Below are 17872 nucleotides of genomic sequence, written 5' to 3' on the forward strand. Positions count from 1 at the left end.
CTTCGTTCCCGGATCAGGGCTCGGCCGGTCGTTCCCGGATCGGGGCTCGGCCGGATCGGTGGCGCGACGTCCCCAGATACCCGGCACACCACCTGCCCACCTGTCTCCCCTGCTCTCTGGCCCGCCTGTCCGGTGCCCGGGCGCCGGACAGGCGCTCTCACGGCCGCATCCCGATGGCCAAGGGTCAGCGAGTGAGGCGGTCGAGGAAGCTGTAGCAGGGCTGCCGGCGGAAGTCGTCGAACGTGGCGCAGGGGTCGATGCCGCGTGCCGGAGGCGCGGGGACGGCCGGGCGCCTGGTCGGCGCTGGGTCGCGGGGAGGCGGCTGAGGGGGCGACTGCGGAGAGGGCGAGCCCGCCGGGCCGGGCGCCGCGGACCGTACCTGCACGGGTGGCCCGGGAGCCGCCGACCGGTCGCGGAAGGGCGGTGGAGGCGCGGCCGTTCGTCCGGGAAAGGGCGCCGGTGACCCCGGGGGCGCGGTCGCGGCCGGCGGGCCCGTGGCAGTTGACGGGCGGACGGGTTCGTGCGTGCCCCAGGGCGGTGCCGGGGCGTCCCGGAGAGGCGTTCGGGTGCCCCAGGGCGGCGTTCCCGTGATGTCCCGGGGCGGCGGGACGGGCTGGATCCACGGCGGCGCCAACGGCCCCATCACGGCGTCCACGGTCTGTGAGGGCGGCTGCGGGAACGTTCCAGGAAATGGCCCGGAAGTTCGGGAGGCGGTCGCCCTTTGTGTCATGTTCGACGCCCAGAGTGGCGGCGAAGGCGTTATCGATCTTGAGGAATGCGGAGATTCCTGATCGAATTCGGCGGAGCTTTGCGGAGACGGTTCTGAGGAGTCGGTGAATGCCAGGAAAATTCCCAGGGTCGCGGTGACGAGTACCCCGGCTGTTCCGGCCAGCGGTGCCAGGTTGGCGCGGCTACCTGGTCTTATGGATCTAAGGGGGGACAAGTCGTGATTCCTTCGTGATTGTTCTGCGAGCATTCCGGTGTTGCGGCTAGTGTGGTCCATCACCCGCGGAAGCCGGTGAGCTTTCCCGATACGACCGCAGGGAGCTGCAACACCATGCAAGGTTCGCGTGAGCCGGATCATCAGGAGATCCTAGAGGGGCCTGGGGACACCCGCCTGGCTTCGAGGAATGCGCCGCCAGGGCACAAGTCCTCGAAGAACAACAAGAAGATCGCCATGATCGTCGCCTCGGTGGCGGTCGCACTGGTGGCGGCGGCCGGCGGCGGCTACTTCCTGGCGGGAAACCCCGCCGATCCCGCACGGCCCGGAGGCGCCTCCCAGCCGGCGCCCTCGCAGAGCGCGGGCGGCGACGAAGAACTCCAGGGTGACGACGACGCGACCATGGGTGACGCCAGGACCGACGCCCCTGACGACAACCTGCCGACCGGCGAGGACGACGGCAGCATGGGCGACGCCAGGACGGACAACGACGGCGAGGGTGGCCCGGGCAACCACGACACGGGCTCGACGGGCTCCAACCCGTCCGATGGCACCAAGCAGACCAACACCGGCAAGAAGCCCGCGACGACGTCCCCGAGCAAGCCCGCGCAGGACGAGGCCGACACCCCGGCCGACGGCCCGGGGGGCCTGGTCAACGGCCAGTGCGCCAAGGCCGGCTGCTGAAGGTGTCACGAAGGGCCACTCGCCCATCGAAGGCGTCAGGGAGGCCGGGGGCCGCTCGCCATTGAGCGCCCGGGTGCTCGCGTCCCCCTCGCGCTCGTGCGGCGCCGGTGAAGTGGCTTGCCGTAATTCGCCGGTACTGGACCTTCGGCGGCGCCGGGGTGCTCCGTAAGGTCGCCGCATGACTGCTGACAAGGCGGACGCGCTCCGAGCCCTTCACGTGCCGGGCACTCCGCTGGTCCTGCCCAACGTCTGGGACGCCGCGTCGGCGCGGGCCGTACAGGATGCCGGTTTCCCCGCGGTCGCCACCGGCAGCGCCGCCGTCGCGCGCGTGCTGGGCTACGAGGACGGCGAGGGCACCCCTGCCGACGAGATGATGGCGGCCGTGGCGCGCGTGGCCAGGGCGGTCGACGTGCCCGTCACCGCCGACGTCGAGCGCGGGTACGCGCTCGAACCGGCCGCCCTCGCCGAGGCGCTGGCGGGCGCCGGAGCCGTCGGGTGCAACCTGGAGGACTCGCTCCCCGGCACCGGCGAGATGGTGGAGACAGGCGTCCAGGCGGACTTCCTCGCCGAGGTGCGCGCCGCCGCGGGCCCGGGCCTGGTGATCAACGCCAGGATCGACCTGTACCTGTACGGAAGCGGCGACCGTGCCGCGGCCGTCGAGCGCGCACGGCGCTATCTGGAGGCGGGAGCCGACTGCGTCTACCCGATCGGCCTGGCGGACGAGGAGGAGATCCGGGCGCTGGCCGGCGAGCTGGGCGGGATGGTCAACATCCTGTTCCGGCCGGGAGGCCCTTCGCCGGCGCGCCTGGCCGAGCTGGGGGTGGCCAGGATCAGCTTCGGCAGCGGCCTGCACCGCGCGTCCGCCGACTACACGCGCGGGCTGCTGGCGAAGGTCAAGGAGGGCCGGAGCCCCTACTGACGGCGGCGCGGCACGGGGATCCTCATCAGGTCGCGGGCGAGCACCACCTCGCCGTCGAAGCTGCGCCGCGCCTCGGCGGCGAAGGCCGGCTCCTCGGCGAAGCCGTACCGCTCGGAGAAGTGCGTGAGCACCAGCCTGCGCACCCCCGCGTCCGCCGCCACCATCCCCGCCTCGAACGCCGTCAGGTGCCCGTACTCCTTGGCCAGCGCGCTCTCCGACGACAGGAACGTCGACTCGATCACCAGCAGGTCGGCCCCCGACGCCAGCTCGAAGACGGCGTCGCAGAGCCGGGTGTCCATCACGAAGGCCGCGCTCTGCCCCGGCCTGGGCTCGCTGCACCGGTCGAGCGTGACGCCGCGAACGGAGCCGGTGCGCTGCAGCTCGCCGACCTCGGGGCCGCGGATGCCGTGGGCGGCCAGCCGCTCAGGCAGCATGCGGCGGCCGTCCGGCTCCTGGAGGCGGTAGCCGTAGGACTCGACCGGATGGGAGAGGCGGCGCGCGGTCAGCGGGCCGACGGCGGTGAGGTCGCCGTCGAGGGGATGTTCGGAGATGACGGACGTGTCGGCGAAGACGGCGGCGTGGCGGAGCCTGCGCCAGTAGGGTTCGCCGGAACCGGGGAAGAGCGCCCGCACCGGGTGCCTGACCTTGTCGCGGGCGATGCGCTGCACCACGCCCGGCACGCCCAGGCAGTGGTCGCCGTGGAAGTGCGTGACGCAGAGCCAGTGCACGTCGTGCGCGCTGACTCCGGCGTGCAGCATCTGCCGCTGCGTGCCCTCGCCCGGGTCGAACAGGAAGCCCTGACCGTCCCAGCGCAGGAGGTAGCCATTGTGGTTACGGTGTCGGGTAGGAACCGCGCTGGAGGTGCCCAGCACCACGAGCTCACGTGAGGACATGATGCCCGCCGCCGCAGAGACCGCCGCCTTCGCCGAGGTGCCGACGCCGGTCGGCCTGTTCGTGCTGGCCGTCACCGAGACCGGCCTCGTGGCGTCGGGCTGGGCGTCGGCGCACGGATCGCGTGCGCGCCTTTCCGACCGGCTCGGCCTGCCTGAGGTTCATGATGCGGATCGTACGGCCTTCGCGGTCGCGGAGCTGAACGCCTACTTCGCCGGCGACCTGAAGGTCTTCGAGACGCCGATCGACTGGCGCCTGATGTCCGGCTCGCGGCTGCGGGTGCTCCAGGCCCTCCACCAGGTCCCGTACGGCACCGCCGTCACCTACGGCGAGCTGGCCCGGCGCAGCGGCTCCAGCGTGCCGGCCCGCGGCATCGGCTCGATCATGGGCTCCAACCCGATCCCGATCTTCGTGCCCTGTCACCGCGTGGTCGCGGGCACCGGCCTGGGCGGCTTCAGCGGCGGCGAGGGCGTGGAGACCAAGCGCCGGCTGCTGACCCATGAGGGCTATCTGCAACCGACGCTGCTCGACCTCTAGCAGACTGGTCAGCGTGAGCCAGCAGCCCGTCATCGCCGTCGTCGGCCCCACCGCGGCGGGAAAGTCCGATCTCGCCGTCGACCTCGCGCTCCGGTTGGGGGGCGAGTGCGTCAACGCCGACTCCATGCAGCTCTACCGGGGGATGGACATCGGCACGGCCAAGCTGACCCCGGCCGAGCAGCGCGGGGTTCCCCACCACCTGCTGGACGTCTGGGACGTCACGGTCACGGCCAGCGTGGCCGAATACCAGAAGCTGGCCAGGGCCGTCTTCGACCGCGTCGACGTGCCGGTCCTGGTGGGCGGCAGCGGGCTCTACGTGCGGGCGGCCATCGACGAGCTGGAGTTCCCCGGCACCGACCCGGAGATCAGGGCGAGGCTGGAGGCGGAGCTGGCCGAGTTCGGCACCGCCCGGCTGTACGAACGGCTGCGGGGCCTGGACCCGGCCGCCGCGTCGGCGATCCTGCCCAGCAACGGCCGCCGCATCGTCCGCGCCCTTGAGGTGATCGAGCATTCGGGGCGCCCGTTCTCGGCCACGATGCCCGCCTACGAAGCGGTCTACCCGAGCGTGCAGCTCGGTCTCGAGGTGCCGAGGGCGGAGCTGGACGAGCGGATCGCGGTCAGGGTTGGGCGCATGTGGCGGGCGGGCCTGGTCGACGAGGTTCGGGGGCTGCTCGGCGAAGGGCTGGCCGAGGGCCGTACGGCGAGCCGCGCCCTCGGGTACGCCCAGGTCATCCGCCTCCTGGAGGGCGAGTGGAGCGAGGAGCGGGCGATCGCGGAGACCGTCCGGCTGACCAGGCGCTTCGCGCGTCGCCAGGAGTCGTGGTTCCGCCGTGATCCGCGGGTGTGCTGGTTGCCCTACGACGCCCCGGATCTGCTTGAGCGATCCCTCGATCGGATCGCGGCGAGCCGGTGTGCATAGACTTTCAGAATGCGCTTTCTCAAGGGGCACGGCACCGAGAACGACTTCGTCATCCTGCCTGATCCCGACGGCGAGCTGGACGTCTCAGCCTCGCTCGTCGCGAAGATCTGCGACAGGAGGACAGGCATCGGGGCCGACGGTGTGCTCAGGGTCGCGCGCACCAAGCTGAGCCACGAGGTGGCCGAGCAGGCGTCGGCGGCCGAATGGTTCATGGACTACCGCAACGCCGACGGCAGCGTGGCGGAGATGTGCGGCAACGGCGTGCGCGTGTTCGTCCGCTACCTGATCGACGCCGGGCTGGCGGAGCACGCGGAGTTCGCGGTGGCCACCCGTGGCGGCCTGCGCAAGGTCCGCGTCGAGCCGAACGGCGACGTCACGGTCGACATGGGCCGGCCCGTCGTCCACGGCGAGAGCGTGGCCACCGTCGGCTCACACGAGTACACCGGCCTGTGCATCGACATGGGCAACCCGCATCTGGCCTGCGCCATCGGCGATCCCGTCGCGCAGCTCGACCTCGCCCACCAGCCGGGCTTCGACACGGGGGTCTTCCCCGGCGGCGTCAACATCGAGCTGTTCAACCCGGTGGGCACCAGCCGCGCGGTGATGCGCGTCTTCGAGCGCGGCTCCGGCGAGACCCGGTCGTGCGGCACCGGGGCGGTGGCCACGGCCGTCGCCGCCGCGAGCCTGTCGGGCGACAGCACGGGCACCTGGACGGTCGAGGTGGTCGGCGGCACGCTGACCGTCATCCTCGACGAGGACACCAGCTACCTTTCCGGTCCCGCGGTCGTCGTGGCGAGTGGCGAACTGATGCTTGCAGAATGATGTTCGTCTGAGGAATGCTGGGTTCACTTCGCGAACTGAGAGGTGGACATGGCGGACCCACGCACCACCGCGACACAGGTCAGGGCCCCGATCGGCCAGTTCGGCGGTGGCTTCACGATCTCCAGAGAGGCCAAGGCCGTCTGCGACGAGTACGCCCTCGGCCCTCGTGAGCTGTACTTCCGCGGCCGCTGCGGCGTGCTCGGCGAGTGCGACGCCGACGTGGTCAGCGCGGTCGTCGTCTTCTTCCCGCCCGAGCACGTCGAAGAGAGCTGGAACGGCGGCCGCAAGGTGGCCGCCGAGCAGGCCGTCGAGCTCTACGCCGAGGTGTGCAGGGCCTGGGGGCGGCGCAAGCTGGGCGGCCACGACGGCTGCGCCAGGATCGCCGAGCTGCTCCAGCGGGTCGTCGAGGAGGCCTCGCCCGTCGGCGCGCCGCTGTTCGCGGGCTGGCGGGCGGTGCCGCTGGCCGACGACCCGCCGGCGCGTGCCGTCCAGCTCATGCACGTCGTACGCGAGCTGCGCGGCGGCCTGCACGCCAACGCCGTGATCGCGGCGGGCCTCGACCCTCTGGAGGCGACGCTGGCCGCCGCCCACGACTCGACCCCGCTCGGGCGCACGACGGGGGAGCAGATCGCCCGGTTCTTCACCTGGCCTGAGCCCTACCCGCAGCCCGGTCCCGACGTGGTCGAGCGACGCGCCGCCGTGGAGGAGACGACCGACGACCTCATGGCCCGCGCCTTTTCGGTCCTGAGCGACAGCGAATCGGACGAGCTGATCGGGCTTCTGCGTTTTGGGGACGCTCGTTGACCTGGCAGACTGGCTGCCCATGGACGTGGACATCTGGGCCTGGGTCGGCGAAACCCAGCAGCAGCTTTCTGAGGCGGGCAACGTTGGCCTCGCCATGGCGCTGGGAGACCTTCCCGCACAGGCCTATGAGGGCCGTAACCCGCAGCTCGACGTCATGGCTCCGGCCATCGCGCAGCAGGCAGAGGCCCTGGAGCTGCCCTGGCTCGAGTTCTACGCCCGCTACTGGCACCTGATCGGCCGCATCGGCGACCGGGCTCAGGGCGCGGTCGCCATCGACGACGCCAAGCAGCTGCTCGAGTTCGCTCAGCGCGAAGACGTGCGGGAGTGCCCGGCCGTTCCCGCGGCGGTCGAGGCGATGGCCATCGCATGGGCCAACGCCGACGGCCCCGGCCACGCCGCCGAGCGGCTCGAGTTGCTGGGCGCGCGGATCGAGGCGCTGAGCCCGGAGAAGCCCGCCTTCACCGGGCTCGTCACGCAATATGTCGCCGCGCTCACCGACGCGGGCCGGCCGGGCGAGGCCGTGACCTATGCCGAGTCGGCCGTCGAGCGGCTGACGGTCGCCGGTCGCGAGGCGAGCTGGGAGCTCGGCGCCGAGAGCGCCCGCGCGCTGCTCGCCGCCGGCCGCGCCGAGGACGCGCTGCAGGCGTTGCAGGCCGCATCGGAGTTCCAGCCGGACGACCCGGTGGCCAAGGAGCACCGCGACGGCGTGCGCAGGGCGCTCATCCTGGCCACGCTCGGTCGCATCGCCGAGGCCGTCGACGCGCTGCCCGACCTCGACGTGGTCGGCGAGCACCCGCGGGTGTTCGTCGAGTGGTCGCAGGCCGTCAGCAAGCTGGCGGGTTCCGCCCAGATCACCAACACCTGGCAGCTGGGCCGCGTGCTGCGCCAGTGGATCGACTACTTCAGCATGATGGGCGGCTATCGCGCCCGCGTCGAGCTCGCGCTGGTCGCGGGCGAGCTGGCCATCGCCAGGCAGGGTGTCTGGCAGGCCAGGCTGCTGGCCGACCTCGCCGAGTCCGGAGTCGCCGAATTGCGCGAGAGCGAAGGGCTCGCCGAGCGCGTCGCCGCCCTGCGGGCCACCGCCGACGCCACGGGCGAGCCCGAGCCGCCCGGCCCGCTGGAGGAGCGGGTCGGCCTCTTCGACGCCGCCGACGGCTTCAACGCCGACCCGGAGAAGTGGGTGGGCTGGCTGGCCCCGCTGTCCGGGCAGGACCTCGAGGCCACCCGCCGCCACACGACCACGGCCGGCTTCCTGGGCTACCCCGCCACCGGCGCCGACATCTACTGGACGATGCTGGTCGACTCCGGCGACATCGCCACGGCCGACTCCGACGACGTGGCCTACCTCACCACGCTGCTCATCGAGGCCCGCCAGGACGAGCGGCTGGAGCAGATGGCCGCGATGTTGCCGCACGACGCCCAATACCTCGCGCTCGCCAGGCTGCACAGCGCCCGCGAGCGCTGGCCGGAGACACTCGAAGCGGCCGAGCACGCCGTCGCGGCCGGCGCCGGGCTCGAGGCCCGCCGCCTGCTGTCGGGCGCTGCCCAGCAGGTCGACCAGAACGACCGGGCGGCCGGGGTGCTGCACGAAGTGCTCGACGAGCTCGTCGACGAAGACGTCTGGCGCATGATCGTCATGGCCACCGCCGCCGAGAACTGGGAGATCGTGCACCAGGGCGCGGCCAAGATCGGCATGCCGATCAAGGCCAAGGAAGGCCCGATCGAGGAGGAGATGGGCCTCATCAGGGTCATCCTGCCCGCACCCGACGGTGGCCAGCGCCAGGTCCTGTCGATCCGCACCGGCCCGGCCACCGCCAGGCTGGCGCTGCCCCAGCCGCGCGGCATGGACTACAACGCCGGCGACCTGGTCGTCTTCGACCCGCAGCTGCTGGAGCCGGTGCCCGAGGATCCCGAGGAGCAGCAGAACTTCGTGCCGCCCTTCGCCGCGGTGAGCATCCTGCGGCCCGGCGGCTACACCAGCTACTTCTTCGACGGCGCCGCGCCGAGCGAGGAGGACTGGGCGGAGTTCACCGAGGTCATGGCCGAGCGCGGCGCCGTGGCCGATGTGGGTCTACAGCGACGAAAACTACACCGTCTCCCACCCGTCCTCGGGCGAGCGGCTGCCTGGGGTGTTCGGCTGGGTCGCGGTGCCGCCCGACGTGTCGCCCAACGAGGTCGACGCCCTGCTCGACGACGCCACCGAGCGGTGGGTGCACCCGCTGGCCTGGCTCGACCTGGCCCGCGAGATCGACGTCGAGGTCGAGCGGCACGAGCGCATCGTCAAGGAATACGGCCTGTAAGGCTCTCGGGCCGACCGGAAGGGCGAGACTGACGTGCTGGATCGGTTCCGGCTCGACGGCAGGGTGGCCATCGTCACCGGCGCCTCCGCCGGGCTGGGCGTCGCCTTCGCCCGGGGCCTGGCCGAGGCGGGCGCCGACGTCGTGATCGCCGCCCGGCGCGCCGAGCGGCTGGAGCAGACGCGGCGGCTGGTCGAGGAGACCGGCCGCCGGTGCCTGGCCGTGCCGGCCGACGTGTCGCGGCCGGAAGACTGCGACGCCCTCGTGGCCGCCGCCGTCGAGGCCATGGGCGGCGTCGACGTGTTGATCAACAACGCCGGCGTCGGCACGGCCGTGCCCGCGCTGCGCGAGACCCCGCAGGAGTTCCGCCGGGTCATCGACATCAACCTGCACGGCACCTACTGGATGGCGCAGGCGTGCGCGCGGGTGATGCGGCCAGGCTCGTCGATCGTCAACATCGGCAGCGTGCTCGGCGAGACCACGGCAGGGCTGCCGCAGGCCGCCTACAGCGCGTCCAAGGCGGCGGTGACCGGGCTGACGCGCGACCTCGCGCAGCAGTGGACCGGTCGCCGCGGCATCAGGGTCAACTGCCTGGAGCCGGGGTTCTTCGCCTCCGAGATGACCGAGCAGTACAAACCCGGTTATCTGGAGCGGATGGTGGAGTCGCGGGTGATCATGGACCGCACCGGCGACCCGGCCGAGCTGGTGGCCGCCGCGGTCTTCCTGGCGAGCGACGCGGCCTCGTACATCACCGGGGTGACGCTGCCGGTGGACGGCGGGATCCTGCTCACCTAGGCCCCCGCCACGGGCGGCGGGCGGCGGGCTCGTTCACTTGGGGCCGGCCACGAGCAGGTCGTGGCGGGCGGCGAGGAAGCCCGCGTGGAAGCGGGTCCTGGCGCCCAGCCGCTCGCACAACACCTGCACGCGCCGCTGCACCGTGCGCGGGCTCAACCCCAGTTGCCTGGCGATGGCGTCGTCCTTCATCCCGGCCGCGAGCAGGGCCAGCACTTCGGCGTCGGGGGCCTGCGGCCACATCTCGGGCTCCAGGGCCTCGGTGGAGGTCAGGCGGAGCGGCACGGCGGCCCTCCACAACGTCTCGAACAGCCCCACCAGAGCGTCGAGCAGCGCGGACGGGTGCACCACGAGGGCGCTCTCCACGGCCCGGTCGTCGTCGGAGACCAGGGGCAGGATGGCGGTGCGGGCGTCGGCTACGGCCAGCTTGACCGGCACCTGGCCGAGCCTGGCCTGCTCGCCGTCGGAGATGGCGCGGCGCGTGTGGGCGAGCATGCCGGGGTGCTCGAAGGCCAGCGGGCTGTAGATGCCGCGGGTGGGTGCTCCCTGGCGGGCCGCCCGCTGCCGGTTCTCCTGGTCGTCGCTGATGTCGACCGCGTACGGGGGATGCACGAGCACGAGCATCTCCCGGGTGGCGTTGCGTTCGAGCTGCAGATAGCGGCGGGCCACGGCGTCGCGCCCGGTCACCACCTCCAGCACCTCCTCGGGCTGCGGCCCGCTGCGCTCGGCGACCTCGGTGGCCAGCAGCGCGGCGGCGGCCCTGCTGTGGGCGATCTCCTCCTGGCGGCGGGCGACGAGGATGTCGATGGCGACGTTCGGGGGAGTGGCGACGAGTCTCAGCGGGCGGCCCGCGACGCGGGAGATCAGCCCGAGGTCCTCCAGCCTGGGCAGCATGCGGCGGATGGCGGCGGGGGACGACCCTGTTTCCGCGGCGAGCCGGCTCAACGTGGCGGGGCCGTGCCGGAGCAGGGCGCGGTAGGCCGTCTCCTCGGCGACGGTGACGCCGAGCCCCTCCAGCAAGCGCCGCTGCGCCATGTCGCCCTCACCCCCAAGATCCCACAAGCGTAAGGCGGGCCGCGTCCAGCGGTCCACCTCAGGCTGCGATGTGTGCGCCTGTGGTGGGCCGCGTCCAGTGCGGCGGTTTCGGGTTCTCGGGGGCGGGTTCAGAGTGTTCCGGAAAGCCGCTCTTGTTCCAGAGGTACGCATGGGCCTATGTTCGGTTGCGTAGTGCGGTGCGTGTTGCGTATTAAGAAACAGCCGGAGGCGCCATGAGTGGACCCCGTTTGGTGATCGTCGGGGCGGGAATCGTGGGGTGCGCTCTCGCCGACGAGCTCACCGAGCGGGGGTGGACCGATGTCGCCGTGCTCGACCAGGGGCCGCTCTTCGCCGCCGGCGGCTCCAGCTCGCACGCACCCGGCCTGGTCTTCCAGACCAACCCGTCCAAGACGATGACCGAGTTCGCCTCCTACACCGTGCGCAAGTACACCGCACTGGGGGAGAGCTGTTTCCGCCAGGTCGGCGGCCTGGAGGTGGCCACCACCCCGGAACGCTGGGCCGACCTGCACCGTAAGCACGGCTGGGCCGAGTCGTGGGGCGTCGAGGGAGAGCTGGTCGACGCCGGGCGGTGCGCGGAGCTGTGGCCGCTGCTCGACAAGGACAGGGTGTTCGGCGGTTTCCACGTGCCGAGCGACGGCCTGGCGGGGGCGGTCGCCTGCGGGCAGGCGCAGGCGGAGCGGGCCATGGAGCGCGGGGCCACGTTCCTGCCCGGCCACACGGTGGTGGGCGTCGAGCAGCGGGGCGGCCGGGTGAGCGGAGTCTCGGTCGTGACCTCGGACGGGCACCGGACGGTCCCCGCCGACGTGGTGGTGTGCGCGGCCGGCTTCTGGGGCCCCTCGATCGGCGCGATGGCGGGGCTGACCGTGCCGCTGCTGCCGCTGGCCCACCAGTACGCCAAGTCGGGCCCCCTCGCCCTCCAGCCGGAGGGCCCCATCCTCCGCCACCAGGACCGCGATCTCTACTTCCGGCAGCACGGTGACCGCATCGGCATCGGCTCCTACGCCCACAGGCCCATGCCGGTCACCCAGGAGGAGATCGGCCCCCGGTCGACCACGATGCCGTCGGTGCAGGCGTTCACCGAGGAGGACTTCGACCCCGCCTGGCGCGACGCGGTCGAGCTGCTGCCCGCGCTCGCCGAGACGAAGTACGAGGAGGGCATCAACGGCGTCTTCTCCTTCACGCCGGACGGCTTCCCGCTGATCGGCGAGGCGCCTCACCTCGAAGGTTTCTGGCTGGCCGAGGCGGTCTGGGTGACCCACTCGGCGGGGGTGGCGCGGGCGGTGGCCGAGGTGCTCGTGGACGAACGCTCGTCTGTCGACCTGCACGAGTGCGAGCTGGGCAGATTCGAGCAGGCGCAGCTGTCGCCGGCGTTCGTCGAGGAGCGTGGCAAGCAGAACTTCGTCGAGGTCTACGACGTCATCCACCCGCTGCAGCCGATGGAGTCGCCGCGGCCCCTGCGCACCAGCCCGTTCTACCCGCGGCAGCGGGAACTGGGCGGGTTCTTCCTTGAGGCGGCGGGGTGGGAGCGGCCGCACTGGTTCGAGGCCAACGTGCCGCTGCTGGAGGACCTCGTACGCCGCCGCAGGGACGGGCGGCACGCCGGCGAGGCGCCGGTCGAGACGTTCCTGGGGGCGGAGCAGCGGGACGAGTGGGCGAGCCGCTACTGGTCGCCGATCGCCGCCGCGGAGTCGTACGCCACGAGGGAGCGGGTCGCGCTCTTCGACATGACGCCGCTCAAGCGTGTCGAGGTCAGCGGGCCGGGGACGGCGGCGTTCCTGCAGCGCATGACGACGAACAACGTGGACAAGAAGCCCGGCTCGGTCACCTACACCCTGCTGCTGGACGTCGCAGGCGGCATCAGGTCCGATCTCACGGTGGCGCGGCTGGACGAGGAGACCTTCCAGGTCGGCGCGAACGGCAACCTCGACCTCGAATGGCTGACCAGGCACGCGCCCGGAGGGGTGCGGGTGCGCGACCTGACGCCCGGCACGTGCTGCGTGGGCGTGTGGGGCCCGCAGGCCAGGGAGCTCGTGCAGGGGCTCACCGACATGGATCTGTCGCACGAGAACTTCCGCTACTTCAGCTGCAAGTCCGGATATGTCGGTCAGGTGCCGGTGCTCGCGATGCGCGTCTCCTACGTGGGCGAGCTGGGCTGGGAGCTCTACACCACCGCCGACATGGGGCTCAAGTTGTGGGACACGCTCTGGTCGCCCGGGGTGACGACCGCGGGCGGGCGGGCCGCGTTCAACAGCCTGCGGCTGGAGAAGGGCTACCGGCTCTGGGGCGTCGACATGACCACCGAGCACAACCCGTACGAGGCGGGGCTGGCCTTCGCCGTCAGGACGGACAAGGACTTCGTCGGCCGGGACGCGCTGACGGCCGACGTCACGCGCAGGCTGGTGCCGCTGCTCAGCACCGAGGTGGTGATGGGCAAGGAGCCCGTACGGCATGAGGGCCGCACGGTCGGGTACGTCACGAGCGCGGCGTACGGGCACACCATCCAGCGGCCCATCGCGTACGCCTGGCTGCCCGCCGAGCTCGCCGAACCAGGGACACACGTGGATATTTCCTATTTTGGCCGCCGCGTCCCCGCGGAGGTCGCGAAGGAGCCCCTGTTCGACCCCGGGATGGAGAAGATCAGACGTTGACCCACCCCGACTTCCTCTGGCGCAACCCGGAGCCCAAGCCGGCCTACGACGTCGTCATCGTGGGAGGCGGCGGTCACGGCCTGGCCACCGCCTACTACCTGGCGAAGAACCACGGCCTGACCAACGTCGCCGTCCTGGAGCGCGGCTGGCTGGCCGGCGGCAACATGGCCCGCAACACCACGATCATCCGCTCCAACTACCTCTGGGACGAGAGCGCCGCCATCTACGAGCACTCGCTCAAGCTGTGGGAGGGGCTGAGCGACGAGCTGGACTACGACCTGCAGTTCAGCCAGCGCGGCGTGCTCAACCTGGCGCACAACCTGGGCGACGTGCGCGAGGGCCGGCGCCGGGTGAACGCCAACCGGCTCAACGGCGTGGACGCCGAGTGGCTCGACCCGGACGAGGTCAAGAAGTTCTGCCCGGTCATCAACGTCAGCGACCGGGCCCGCCATCCCGTCATGGGCGCCACCCTGCAGCGGCGCGGCGGCATCGCCAAGCACGACCACGTGGCCTGGGCCCTGGCCCGCCGGGCCGACGCGTACGGCGTCGACCTCGTCCAGGGGTGCGAGGTCACCGGTTTCGAGATCACCGGCGGCCGGGTCACGGCCGTCGAGACCTCGCGCGGGCGCATAGCGGCGGGGAAGGTCGCGCTGGCGGCGGCGGGGCACACCTCCGTACTCGCCGAACGGGCCGGGATCCGCCTGCCGCTGCAGTCGCACCCGCTCCAGGCGCTGGTGTCGGAGCTGCTGGAGCCGGTGCTCGACTGCGTCGTCATGTCGAACGCCGTCCACGTGTACGTCAGCCAGGCGCACAAGGGCGAGCTGGTCATGGGGGCGGGCATCGACGCGTACAACTCCTACGGGCAGCGCGGCGGCGTGCACGTCATCGAGGCGCAGATGGCGGCGGCCCTGGAGCTGTTCCCGATCTTCAGCAGGGTGCGCGTGCTGCGCACCTGGGCTGGGATCGTCGACGTCTCTCCTGACGCCTCGCCCGTCATCGGGCCGACCCCCGTCGACGGCCTCTACATCAACGCGGGCTGGGGAACCGGCGGCTTCAAGGCGACCCCCGGCTCCGGCTGGGTCTACGCCCACACCCTGGCTCACGACCGGCCGCATCCGCTGGCGGAGCCGTTCGCCCTCGACAGGTTCACCACGGGGGCGCTCATCGACGAGCACGGCGCGGCGGCGGTGGCGCACTGATGTTGCTGATCGACTGCCCCAGCTGCGGGCCCCGCGACGAGAACGAGTTCCACTACGGCGGCCAGGCCGGCATCGCCTGCCCCACCGGCGACATGACGGACGAACGGTGGGCCGCGTACGTGTTCATGCGCGACAACCCCAAGGGCTGGTTCCACGAGCGCTGGTTCCACGTGCACGGCTGCCGGACCTGGTTCACGGTCGAGCGCCATACGGTCACCCACGAGATCAGGAAGCCACGATGAGGTTCACGTTCGACGGCCGCCCGATGACGGGCGAGCCGGGTGACACGCTGGCCGCGGCGCTGCTGCGCAACGGGGTGCGGGTGGTCGGCCGCAGCGTCGGTCTGGGCCGTCCGCGCGGGATCTTCAGCGCGGGTCCCGAGGAGCCGAACGCGCTGGTCCGCGTGGGCGCCGACCCGATGCTGGCGGCCACCACCGTGGAGCTCCACGACGGGCTGGAGGCTCAGAGCCTGCGCGGCAAGGGCCGGGTCGATCTCGACGCGGTGGACGAGCGCCGCTGCGACAAGGGATACCTGCACTGTGACGTGCTGGTGGTCGGCGGCGGGCCGGCCGGGCTGGCCGCGGCCGCCGCGGCGGGACGGTCGGGGGCGCGGGTGATCCTCGTGGACGACCAGCCAAGGCTCGGCGGCGACCTGCTGAACAGCCGCCTGCTCCTGGACGGCGCTCCCGCGCTCGACTGGGTGGCCGGCCTCGACGTGCCCGCCAGGGTGCTCACCAGGACGACGGCCGTCGGCTACTACGACCACAACTACGTGCTCGCCGTGGAGCGGCGGGCTCGGGGCGAGCGGCTGTGGCACATCAGGGCGCGCCGCGTGGTGCTGGCCACGGGCGCGCACGAGCGTTCGCTCGCCTTCCCCGGCAACGACCGGCCCGGTGTGATGCTGGCCGCCTCCGCCCGCGCCTACGCCAACCGTTACGGCGTGCGCGCCGGACGGCGGGCGGTGGTGTTCGCCTGCGCCGACTCCGGTTACGAGGCTGCCGAGGACCTCATGGCGGCCGGGGTGGACGTGCTCGCCGTCGTGGACCCGCGACCTTCCGGGGTGCCCGCGGACGTGGAGGTGCTCGCCGGCCAGGTGGTGACGGGCACGACCTCGGACGCCGAGGGGGTGCTCACGGGCGTCCAGGCCGGCGCCCGGCACTTCGACGCCGACCTGCTGGCCGTCGCCGGCGGCTGGAACCCCGCCGTGCACCTGTTCAGCCAGTCGGGCGGCCGGACCAGGTTCGACGAGGAGCTCGCGGCCTTCGTGCCCGGCACGTCGGCGCAGGCCGAACGGTCGGCGGGAGCCTGCGCGGGCCTGTACGGCACCCGCGAGGCCATCGCCGACGGCTACGCCGCGGGAGCGGAGGCCGCCGGGCACGGCGAACCCGGGCTGAGGGTGCCGGAGTGCGACGAGCGGCCCCTGCGGCGGCCGGCGGCCCTCTGGCTCGTCGAAAGAGCCCCGGGCAGTGACCCCGCCTTCGCGGACCTGCACCGGGACGTGACCGTGGCCGACCTGGCCATGGCCACGGGCACCGGGATGCGCTCGGTGGAGCACGTCAAGCGCTACACCACCGCGGGCACCGGCGCCGACCAGGGCAAGACGTCGGGCGCGGTCGTCGTGGGCGTCATGTCCGCGCTGCTCGGCGCCGCCCCCGGCCAGGTCGGTACGACCACGTTCCGGCCGCCGTACACGCCCGTGTCCTTCGCCACCCTCGCGGGACGCGCCCGCGGCGCGCTGTCCGACCCCGTCAGGACCACCGCACCGCACGACGCGCACGTCGCGCGCGGGGCCGTGTTCGAGGACGTCGGCCAGTGGAAACGGCCGCGATACTTCCCCCGGGACGGCGAGGACATGGAGGCCGCCGTGCGGCGCGAGTGCCACGCGGCCCGCAGCGCCGTCGCCGCCATGGACGCCTCCACGCTGGGCAAGATCGACGTCAGGGGCGCGGACGCCGGCGAGTTCCTCGACCGCGTCTACACGAACATGTACTCCACGCTCGCCGTCGGAGCCTGCCGCTACGGGGTGATGTGCGGGGCCGACGGGATGGTGTTCGACGACGGCACCACGACCAGGCTCGCCGACGACCACTACCTGACGACCACGACCACGGGCAACGCCGCCGCGGTGCTCGACTGGCTGGAGGAATGGCGGCAGACGGAGTGGCCGGACCTGGACGTGTCGTTCACCTCGGTCACCGACCACTGGGCGACGGTCGCCGTCGTCGGCCCGCACGCTCGCCGGGTCATCGCGGCGGTCGCGCCGGAAGCGGTCGAGCTGGCCTTCATGCGGTACGCGAGCGTGCCCGTGCTGGGCGTGCCGGGCCGGGTCTTCAGGATCAGCTTCTCCGGCGAGCTGGCCTACGAGGTCAACGTGCCGTGGCGGTACGGCAGGGCGCTGTGGGAGGCGGTGCTGGAGCTCGGCGCGGTGCCGTACGGGACCGAGACCATGCACGTGCTGCGGGCGGAGAAGGGGTTCGCGATCGTCGGCCAGGAGACCGACGGGACCGTCACGCCCCAGGACCTCGGCATGGGATGGATCGTCTCCAAGCGCAAGCCGGACTTCGTCGGCAAACGCTCCCACGCCCGGCCGGACACCGCGCGCCAGGACCGCAAGCGCCTGGTCGGCCTGCTCGCCGATGATCCGGCGGCGCTCGTGGAGGAGGGCGCCCAGCTGACCGCCGCGGGAGTGGCGCCGATGCTCGGCCACGTCACCTCCAGCTACCGCAGCGCCGCGCTCGGCCGCACGTTCAGCCTGGCCATGGCGAGGAGCGTCGTGCCGGGCGACCGGCTGACGGCGGTGTCGGGGGACGTTGCGCACCCGGTGACCGTCGTGGAGCCCGTCTTCTACGACCCGGACAACGCCCGCCGCGACGGCGACCCTCTCGTGGACGCGCCGGCCCCGTACGCGGGGGAGTGCCGGTCGGAGAGCCCCGCCGCCGCCTTCGCCGCCCGCTTCGAGGCCGCGAGCACCCCGCGGGTTCGCCTGCGCGAGGTGCCGTACGAGCCCATGTGGGAGGTGCGCGGCGCGGATCCGGGCACGGGCCTGCGGCTCGGCCCTGACTGGTGGCTGGTGACCGGGGACGTCCCGCCACGCTCGGGCTGGGTGGACGTGTCGGGCCAGCGTACGGTCCTGGAGCTCGCCGGTCCCGCCGCCCACGACGTGCTCGTCACCGGCTGCCCGATCGATCTTGACCCGTCGGTCTTTCCCGGGCATGCCCAGACCCTGCTGGCCGGAACGTCGGTGATTCTGGAACGGCTTTCGCCCGAAACGTACCGGATCTACGTAAGATCATCCTTTGCAAAATACCTGGCAGAGTGGCTGATCGATGCCCTTGAGGCTTCGTAGACCCGTTGATGGGCATTT

Annotated in this window: 14 protein-coding genes; 12 read left to right on the forward strand and 2 right to left on the reverse strand. The window is 72.3% G+C overall.

The features are described from left to right. Positions 1 to 1177: 1177 nt before the first annotated feature. Positions 1178 to 1624: a hypothetical protein gene (locus ABGB14_RS01295; RefSeq protein ID WP_347641629.1), complete on the forward strand. Its 447-nt coding sequence runs from the start codon at positions 1178 to 1180 to the stop codon at positions 1622 to 1624. A gap of 178 nt (positions 1625 to 1802) precedes the next feature. Then, positions 1803 to 2543 (forward strand): isocitrate lyase/phosphoenolpyruvate mutase family protein, encoded by a 741-nt coding sequence (locus ABGB14_RS01300; protein ID WP_347641630.1) that lies wholly within the window; start codon positions 1803 to 1805, stop codon positions 2541 to 2543. On the opposite strand, the gene ABGB14_RS01305 is transcribed toward ABGB14_RS01300, so the two are convergent. Continuing rightward, positions 2537 to 3436 (reverse strand): ribonuclease Z, encoded by a 900-nt coding sequence (locus tag ABGB14_RS01305; protein WP_347641631.1) that lies wholly within the window; start codon positions 3434 to 3436, stop codon positions 2537 to 2539. The two genes, ABGB14_RS01300 and ABGB14_RS01305, sit on opposite strands and share 7 nt — an antisense overlap. Position 3437: 1 nt before the next feature. Between ABGB14_RS01305 and ABGB14_RS01310 the strand changes: the two genes are divergently transcribed. From ABGB14_RS01310 to ABGB14_RS01335, 6 genes are read left to right on the forward strand one after another with little or no spacing between them, the layout of a single operon-like run. Beyond that, the gene (locus ABGB14_RS01310; RefSeq protein ID WP_347641632.1) at positions 3438 to 3971 is read left to right on the forward strand and encodes a methylated-DNA--[protein]-cysteine S-methyltransferase; all 534 of its coding nucleotides are present in this window, start codon (positions 3438 to 3440) and stop codon (positions 3969 to 3971) included. Between the two features lie 13 nt (positions 3972 to 3984). After that, entirely contained in the window at positions 3985 to 4890 is a 906-nt protein-coding gene (miaA, locus tag ABGB14_RS01315; protein WP_347641633.1) for a tRNA (adenosine(37)-N6)-dimethylallyltransferase MiaA, read from the forward strand. 9 nt (positions 4891 to 4899) lie between these two features. Next, complete coding sequence (gene dapF, locus ABGB14_RS01320) at positions 4900 to 5712, forward strand: diaminopimelate epimerase (protein ID WP_347641634.1); 813 nt, start codon at positions 4900 to 4902, stop codon at positions 5710 to 5712. A 48-nt stretch (positions 5713 to 5760) separates the two neighbouring features. After that, the gene (locus tag ABGB14_RS01325) at positions 5761 to 6516 is read left to right on the forward strand and encodes a hypothetical protein (RefSeq protein WP_347641635.1); all 756 of its coding nucleotides are present in this window, start codon (positions 5761 to 5763) and stop codon (positions 6514 to 6516) included. Between the two features lie 19 nt (positions 6517 to 6535). Beyond that, positions 6536 to 8848, forward strand: coding sequence for a tetratricopeptide repeat protein (locus tag ABGB14_RS01330; RefSeq protein WP_347641636.1), 2313 nt, complete (start codon positions 6536 to 6538; stop codon positions 8846 to 8848). Position 8849: 1 nt separating this feature from the next. Next, complete coding sequence (locus tag ABGB14_RS01335) at positions 8850 to 9608, forward strand: glucose 1-dehydrogenase (RefSeq protein ID WP_347641637.1); 759 nt, start codon at positions 8850 to 8852, stop codon at positions 9606 to 9608. A 33-nt stretch (positions 9609 to 9641) separates the two neighbouring features. Here the strand turns inward: ABGB14_RS01335 and ABGB14_RS01340 are convergent, their stop codons facing one another. Then, entirely contained in the window at positions 9642 to 10640 is a 999-nt protein-coding gene (locus ABGB14_RS01340; RefSeq protein ID WP_347641638.1) for a helix-turn-helix domain-containing protein, read from the reverse strand. 233 nt (positions 10641 to 10873) lie between these two features. On the opposite strand from ABGB14_RS01340, the gene ABGB14_RS01345 reads away from it, so the two are divergent. The 4 genes from ABGB14_RS01345 to ABGB14_RS01360 are packed head-to-tail and all read left to right on the forward strand — an operon-like array spanning position 10874 to position 17854. Then, positions 10874 to 13309 carry an FAD-dependent oxidoreductase gene (locus ABGB14_RS01345; RefSeq protein ID WP_347641639.1) on the forward strand — a complete coding sequence of 812 codons (2436 nt, stop codon included), beginning with the start codon at positions 10874 to 10876 and terminating at the stop codon, positions 13307 to 13309. Next, positions 13306 to 14508, forward strand: coding sequence for a sarcosine oxidase subunit beta family protein (locus tag ABGB14_RS01350; RefSeq protein WP_347641640.1), 1203 nt, complete (start codon positions 13306 to 13308; stop codon positions 14506 to 14508). Before ABGB14_RS01345 ends, ABGB14_RS01350 begins: the two co-directional genes overlap by 4 nt. Next, the gene (locus ABGB14_RS01355; RefSeq protein ID WP_347641641.1) at positions 14508 to 14750 is read left to right on the forward strand and encodes a sarcosine oxidase subunit delta; all 243 of its coding nucleotides are present in this window, start codon (positions 14508 to 14510) and stop codon (positions 14748 to 14750) included. The genes ABGB14_RS01350 and ABGB14_RS01355 overlap by 1 nt, the downstream gene beginning before the upstream one ends. Continuing rightward, positions 14747 to 17854, forward strand: a complete 3108-nt coding sequence (locus tag ABGB14_RS01360; RefSeq protein WP_347641642.1) for a 2Fe-2S iron-sulfur cluster-binding protein — start codon at positions 14747 to 14749, stop codon at positions 17852 to 17854. The genes ABGB14_RS01355 and ABGB14_RS01360 overlap by 4 nt, the downstream gene beginning before the upstream one ends. Positions 17855 to 17872: the final 18 nt, after the last annotated feature.

It is taken from the genome of Nonomuraea sp. B10E15 (assembly GCF_039871615.1).
Taxonomy (GTDB): domain Bacteria; phylum Actinomycetota; class Actinomycetes; order Streptosporangiales; family Streptosporangiaceae; genus Nonomuraea.